General features: G+C 63.2%; 7 protein-coding genes. 5 read left to right on the plus strand and 2 right to left on the minus strand.

The window, feature by feature from the left end; genetic code table 11:
• Position 1 precedes the first annotated feature (1 nt).
• The 5 genes from ACXJ7R_RS21945 (at position 2) to ACXJ7R_RS21965 (ending at position 4,709) form a co-directional block, all read left to right on the plus strand.
• Positions 2-301 (plus strand): TFIIB-type zinc ribbon-containing protein, encoded by a 300-nt coding sequence (locus ACXJ7R_RS21945; protein ID WP_095081108.1) that lies wholly within the window; start codon positions 2-4, stop codon positions 299-301.
• 74 nt (positions 302-375) lie between these two features.
• A complete protein-coding gene (locus tag ACXJ7R_RS21950) occupies positions 376-1,392 on the plus strand; it encodes a Tim44 domain-containing protein (RefSeq protein WP_457153685.1) in 1,017 nt (338 codons plus the stop codon).
• 421 nt (positions 1,393-1,813) lie between these two features.
• Positions 1,814-2,365, plus strand: coding sequence for a MaoC family dehydratase (locus tag ACXJ7R_RS21955; RefSeq protein ID WP_457153686.1), 552 nt, complete (start codon positions 1,814-1,816; stop codon positions 2,363-2,365).
• A gap of 2 nt (positions 2,366-2,367) precedes the next feature.
• Positions 2,368-3,528 (plus strand): CaiB/BaiF CoA transferase family protein, encoded by a 1,161-nt coding sequence (locus ACXJ7R_RS21960; RefSeq protein WP_457153687.1) that lies wholly within the window; start codon positions 2,368-2,370, stop codon positions 3,526-3,528.
• 26 nt (positions 3,529-3,554) lie between these two features.
• Positions 3,555-4,709, plus strand: a complete 1,155-nt coding sequence (locus ACXJ7R_RS21965) for an extracellular solute-binding protein (protein WP_457153689.1) — start codon at positions 3,555-3,557, stop codon at positions 4,707-4,709.
• On the opposite strand, the gene ACXJ7R_RS21970 is transcribed toward ACXJ7R_RS21965, so the two are convergent.
• On the minus strand, positions 4,706-5,545 hold the full coding sequence (locus tag ACXJ7R_RS21970) for an amidohydrolase family protein (RefSeq protein WP_457153688.1): 840 nt from the start codon (positions 5,543-5,545) through the stop codon (positions 4,706-4,708). The two genes, ACXJ7R_RS21965 and ACXJ7R_RS21970, sit on opposite strands and share 4 nt — an antisense overlap.
• 63 nt (positions 5,546-5,608) lie before the next feature.
• Entirely contained in the window at positions 5,609-6,394 is a 786-nt protein-coding gene (locus tag ACXJ7R_RS21975; protein WP_184871614.1) for an IclR family transcriptional regulator, read from the minus strand.
• Positions 6,395-6,404: the final 10 nt, after the last annotated feature.

Raw genomic sequence — 6,404 nt, forward strand, 5'->3', positions numbered from 1 at the left:
CATGACATCTTCCCTCCTTGGTTTGGTTTGCCCCTCCTGCCGCGTTGCGCTCGTGATGAGCGAACGCCAGGGGATCGAGATCGATTATTGTCCGCAGTGCCGAGGCGTCTGGCTTGATCGCGGCGAACTCGACAAGATCATCGAGCGTTCCGGCAGGGACGCCGCGCCTGTGCAACAGCCACAGCCGGCAGCGTTCTCCCAACCGCAACATGGCCAAGGGCGCGATGACGATTATTCCCGCTCGCAGGGCCACCGCTATCCCAAGCGGAAGAAATCATTCTTCGAAGAATTGTTCGACTGATCGCATGATGTCCGGCGTCCGGGCCGGCGTTTGCTGAAAATTTCCGAAACCACATCGAAAAAAGGCCACCCCCGATGATGTCTCGCTCAAGCCGATTTGCCGCCCTGATTGCAGGGCTGGTCCTTGCATTCTCCATGGTCGCGATGGATCACGCCGAGGCTCGTCGCGGCGGCAGTTTCGGCAGCCGTGGCACACGTACGTTCCAATCGGCACCGCCGACCAGAACGGCACCAGCGCCGATCGCTCCGGTCGAGCGTTCGATGACGCCCAACACCGGCGTGAACACTCCGGTGCGGCAACCGCAGGCCGGCCTGCAGAGGCCCGGTTTCATGAGCGGCTTCGGTGGAACGATGATGCGCGGCCTGCTGCTCGGTGGCCTGATCGGCCTGCTCGTCGGCCAAGGCTTCGGCGGCCTGGCCGGCATGTTCGGCTTCCTGCTTCAGGCCCTGCTGATAGGTGGCGCAATCATGCTGGCCATTCGCTTTTTCCGGTCGCAATCCGCGCGTGGCCCTGTGCTCGCGGGTGCCGGCAATGGCCAAACTTCCGATGCCCAATCTTCCAATGCTCAAGTTTCGAGATTTGAGAACCGCGCAACGGCACAGCAACAGGCGGACACGGCACGCTCCTTTACAATTCCCGGCTTTGGTGGCGGTTCGGGCGGAGGCTCTCCAGCCACCGGTTCGGAGGAGATCACGCTGGCTCAGACCGATCTTGACGCATTCCAGCAGCTGTTGACCGACGTCCAGGAAGCATTCGGGCGCGAAGACCATGCCGCCCTGCGCCGGGCGACGACCCCCGAGATGGTGTCCTATTTGTCCGAAGAGCTGGCCGACAATGCCCAGAAGGGTCTCAGGAACGACGTATCGGACATCACTTTGCTGCAGGCCGACATCGCGGAAAGCTGGCGCGAGGATGACCGCGACTACGCCACGGCCGCACTGCGCTACGAATCTCGTGACGTGATGCGCCAACGGGCCACCGGCAAGGTCGTCGAAGGCGACGATGAGCATCCGACAGAGACGACCGAGCTGTGGACATTCATGCGGGAGAACGGCTCGAACTGGAAGCTCTCGGCAATCCAACAGGCTTGAGCCCCGGCCAGTTTGTTCCGAGGCTTCTGAATTGGCATAGATGCGCGAGCCGTCCGGTGTCACCGCGAGGAATGTCGGGTTGACGTCATTGGTCTCGGCCCAGTTTTCGCGTTTCCAGCGTCGCTTCGTCGAAGCTGTAGACACCGAAACCGACACCGCGCGCCCTGAAAATACGGCGCCTCACGGTTCAGGCTGCCGACGAAGATCAGACAGGCATTGTGCAAGTTTTCCTCGCTGCCCGCCAACGCTTCGGCGCGCGGGGACAGTCAAGATTTCGCCGAGACGCGCTTGCAACGGAATCCCATATGTGAAAATACTATTTACAAAAGAAGATTGACGGAGGAGACGTCGTGCTTTCAGGCGCTTTGATGCGTGCTCCAGCACCTCTGCGGTGCCCGCCACAGGGCTGGCGGAGCCAACCATGAACGACTTCGCGCACACCGTCGGCGTCGCCTCGACGCACCCCGCCAACATGCCCGAGGATCACGCCGCCCTGCCGGTGTGGAACGCCGAGAACTGGTTCTATGAGGACTGGCCGGTCGGTCAAAAAATTCGCTCATTGCGGCGCACCATGGCGGAAGGCGACAGCCACCTGTTCAACACGCTGGTGCTCGACATCCACCCCTATGTGCAGGACCAGATGTTTGCCGAGACGGAAGGCATTTTCGGCAAGCGGCTGATCGCCGGTGCTTTCGTGTTCTCGGCTGGCCTCGGGCTGGTCGCCACCAATTGCATCAACGCCTTTTCCTATGGCTACGACAAGCTCCGCTTCATAAAGCCTGTCTTCATTGGCGATACGATTTATTCGATCCGCTCCAACCTCGACAAGAAGCCGCGCTACAAGGAGATGGGGCTGATCCGCGCCAGCTACGAGGTGTTCAAGGGCGAAGGCGAACTCGTTCTCTACTGCGAGCATCTGCAGACGGTGAAGTACCGAAACCCGGCCGACTTTGTCGGCAAGACGGAGAAATAGCGATGCCGGTAGCAGCCGAATTGCCGCTTGCCGGTCTCGTCGTCGTCGACATGAGCCAGTTCCTGTCCGGGCCTTATTGCTCGCTCAGGCTGCTCGACCTCGGCGCCCGCGTCATCAAGATCGAGCGTCCGGATGGCGGCGACCTGTCGCGCCGGCTCTACCTCAGCGACACCGAGATCGGCGGCGATTCCACCATCTTCCATGCCATCAACCGGGCCAAGGAAAGTTTCGCCATCGACCTTAAGAACGAGACCGACCTCAAGGTGCTGCGCGGCCTGCTGGCCAATGCCGATGTGCTGATCCAGAATTTCCGGCCGGGCGTCATCGAGCGGCTCGGCCTCGACTACGAAGCCGTCCGCAAGATCAACCCGCGTCTGGTCTACGCCTCGATCAGCGGCTATGGCGAGGACGGCCCCTGGGTCAAGCGGCCGGGCCAGGATCTGCTGGCGCAGTCGCGCTCCGGTGTGATGTGGCTGAACGGCGACGAAGACCAGGGCCCGGTGCCCTTCGGCCTCGCCATCGGCGACATGCTGGCCGGTGCCGCCTGCGCACAGGGCATCCTGGCGGCGCTGGTGCGGCGCGGCATCACCGGCCAGGGAAGCCATATCGAAACCAGCCTGCTGGAAGCGCTGGTCGATTTCCAGTTCGAGGTGCTGACCACGCATCTCAACGACGGCCGTCGCTTGCCCCGACGCTCCAACTTCCGCAGCGCGCATGCCTATCTTTCTGCGCCTTACGGCGTTTACCCCGCCAAGGACGGTTATCTCGCCATCGCCATGACGCCGATCCCCAAGCTGGCCGATCTGTTGTCGCTTGGCGAACTGGCGCCCTATCGCGACAAACCGGCATCGTGGTTCACGGCGCGCGACGACATCAAGGCGATCATCGCACAAAGGATCGCTACCAAGACCATCGACGAGTGGCTTGATATCCTGGAGCCGGCCGACATCTGGTGCGCCAAGGTACTGACCTGGCCGGAAATGCTGGCAAGCGAAGGGTTCCAGTCGCTCGACATGCTGCAGACGGTGACGCGCGAGGACGACGTCTCGATCCTTACCACCAGTTCGCCGCTCAGGGTCGACGGTGTCAGAGCCAAGGTCGACCGGGCGGCACCGCGCATCGGCGAGCATAGCGCTGCGATCCGCGAGGAGTTCGGGCTGTGACCACACTCGCGCCCACTCTCAGGGGCATGACCTGGAGCCATCCGCGCGGCTACGATCCGATGGTCGCCTGCTCGTCGCTATGGAAGCAGAACACCGGGGTCGCCATCGAATGGGACAAGCGTTCGCTGCAGGATTTCGAGTCCTTCCCGGTCGAGGAACTGGCGCGGGCCTATGACCTCATCGTCATCGATCATCCGCATGTCGGCCAGATCACGGCGGAGCGCTGCCTCGAGCCGCTCGACGTCACCGGCCGCGAGGCGGAGCGCGCGGCCCTTGCCTCGGGCAGCGCCGGAAAATCCTATCCGAGCTACAACTGGCAGGGACGGCAGTGGGCGTTCCCAATCGATGCGGCCAGCCAGGTCCAGGCCTGGCGACCGGATGCACTCGGTGCGCCGCCATCGCGTTGGAGCGAGGTGCTCGATCTCGCCGGGCAAGGCCGCGTGCTGTTGCCGTTGCGGCCGCCCCACGCGCTGATGGTCTTCTACACGCTTGCCGGCAATCTCGGTCATGCCTGCGCGACCGATCCCTCCCACGATCTCATCGACATTGAGACCGGCAGCGACGTCTTCGAGGCTATGCGCGAGATCGCCGCGCTGGTCGACCCGGCCTGCTTTGACATGGATCCGATCGCCGTCTCGGAGCGCATGGCAGAGACGGATTCCAGAATCGTCTGCGCGCCGCTGATCTATGGTTACGTCTCCTATGCGATGGCTGGGTTCCGCGCGCACCGCCTTGCCTTCGCCGATATCCCGGTCATCGGCGCCGGCGGTCCCATCGGTTCGGCGCTTGGCGGCACCGGCATAGCGGTTTCAGCCTTTTCCAAGGCAAAGGATGCGGCGATCGACTTCGCCTACTGGGTCGCCGGTAGCGATGTCCAGCGCGGTGCCTATGCCGCCGCGGGCGGCCAGCCCGGCCATGCCGCGGCATGGGAAGATCAGGAGGTCAACGCCGCCACCGGCAACTTTTATCGCGATACGCGCGTGACGCTGGAAGGCTCATGGGTGCGCCCGCGCCATGATGGTTACATGGCGTTCCAGCAGGCGGCGTCCGACCGCATCGTCGCCGGCCTGACATCCAGCCACCGGGCTGGCCAGGTCGTTGCCGATCTCAATCGCCTGTTCCGGGAAAGTGTTCCGGTGCAGGTGTCCCGCGCTGAGGCGAGAACGAACGAACCCAGCTAGTCGAGCCGCCACAGCTTGCGGGCATTCGCGAACAAGAGCCTGTCGCGTTCATCGACGCTGCAACCTGACAGCAGCGCATGGGTCGCCGCCACCCAGGTCGAGAGGCCGCCACCAAGCGTGCAGACCGGCCAGTCGCTGCCCCAGACAACGCGGTCCCAGCCGAACGCATCGATGGTGTGTTCGACATAGGGCCGCAGCGTCCCGGCCGTCCAACTGCCGGGATCGGCATAGGCGACGATGCCGGAAATCTTGGCCATGACATTCGGGCGGCGCGCGATCTCGCTCATGTGTTCGCGCCATGGATGTTCGCCATTGCCCTTGATATCGGGGACACCGCAATGGTCGAGCACGAACTGGACATCTGGCGCCAGGTCAACAAGCGCGATCGCCCTGGGAATCTGGTGCGGCAGCACGACCAGATCGAAGGTCAACCCGCTGCCGCCAAGCCGCTTGATGTTGTCCCGAAACAACGGGCCTTCCGAGAGATCGTCGGGTACGACATGGAGGACGCGGCGGAAACCCTTCACGAAGGGATCTGCCCGCTGCCGCTCGAGATAGGCGGCAAAGTCTGCTTGTTCCGGCCGGCAGGACGCGATCGCACCGGCCAGCATGCTGCCGGGCTGCATCGACAACTTTTCGACACGAGTGGTCTCGGCTTCGATGTCCGCCGGATCGACGTCGACCTCCATATGCAGCACGCGCCCGACGCCGACGCGGTGGGCCTCCACGGCGTATTCCTCATAGGAAAAATCGCGGTCAAGCGCCGGCACGCCGGCAAGCCAGGGATAGCGCAGCACCGAACGATCGATGAGATGCAGATGGGTATCGACGATCACTGTAGCTCCTCCTCTTGGGTCGTCAGATCATCTCACGGAGGAATTCTTCATTCAAATAAGAATTCATGTCGACGATCCGACCGCCGATCCGGCCAGGTGCGACAGCTTTTCGGCCGTGACCAGCAACAGTTCGATGGTCCTGGTGATGTCAGGCGCGGAGGGCGCGTTGACGACGGTGATGTAGGGAATCGACAGTGCCGCGATCGCCTTGCCGTCGGAACTCCGCACCGGGGCCGACAGGTTGAAGACACCGGCGGTCTGCATCGAAGCCATCATCTCGTAACCACGGTCGCGGATCTGGTCGAGCCGGGCGAAGAACTCGGCCGATTGCGCGGTCTTGTCGGTGCTGCGGACGTGCTCGGAAATCATCATCTGCCGCTCTTCCTGGGAGCGGAAGGCGAGCAACACATGGCCCGAGCCGGTGTCGAACAGGCTGATGTGCGAGCCGACGCGGATCGAGATTCCCCAGTAGTTCGGTGCCTCCTGCTGGGCGATCACGACGGCGGAACCACGATCAAAAACAACGAGTTGGTTGGCCTGCTGCGATGTCTCTGCCAGCTCGCGCATCAGCGGCGTTGCGTAGGAAACCAGCCGCCGCACCGGCGCATGCAGTTGCGCCAGGCCAAACAACTTCAGCGTCAGCGAATAGCGGTCGCCATCCAGCCGGGTGACATAGCCGCGCCGCACCAGCCGGTCGAGCATGCGGTAGAATTCGTTGGGGCTGCGGTCGAGTTTCTTGGCGATTTCGGCTTGCGTCAGGCCGCCGTCCACGCCGGCCAGCAGTTCGAGGATGTCGAGCCCCTTGTCGAGCGCCGGCGCGCGATAGCGCTCGTCTTCGCTGTCATCCATGGCGCATCTC

This window comes from Mesorhizobium sp. P5_C1, from assembly GCF_054049815.1.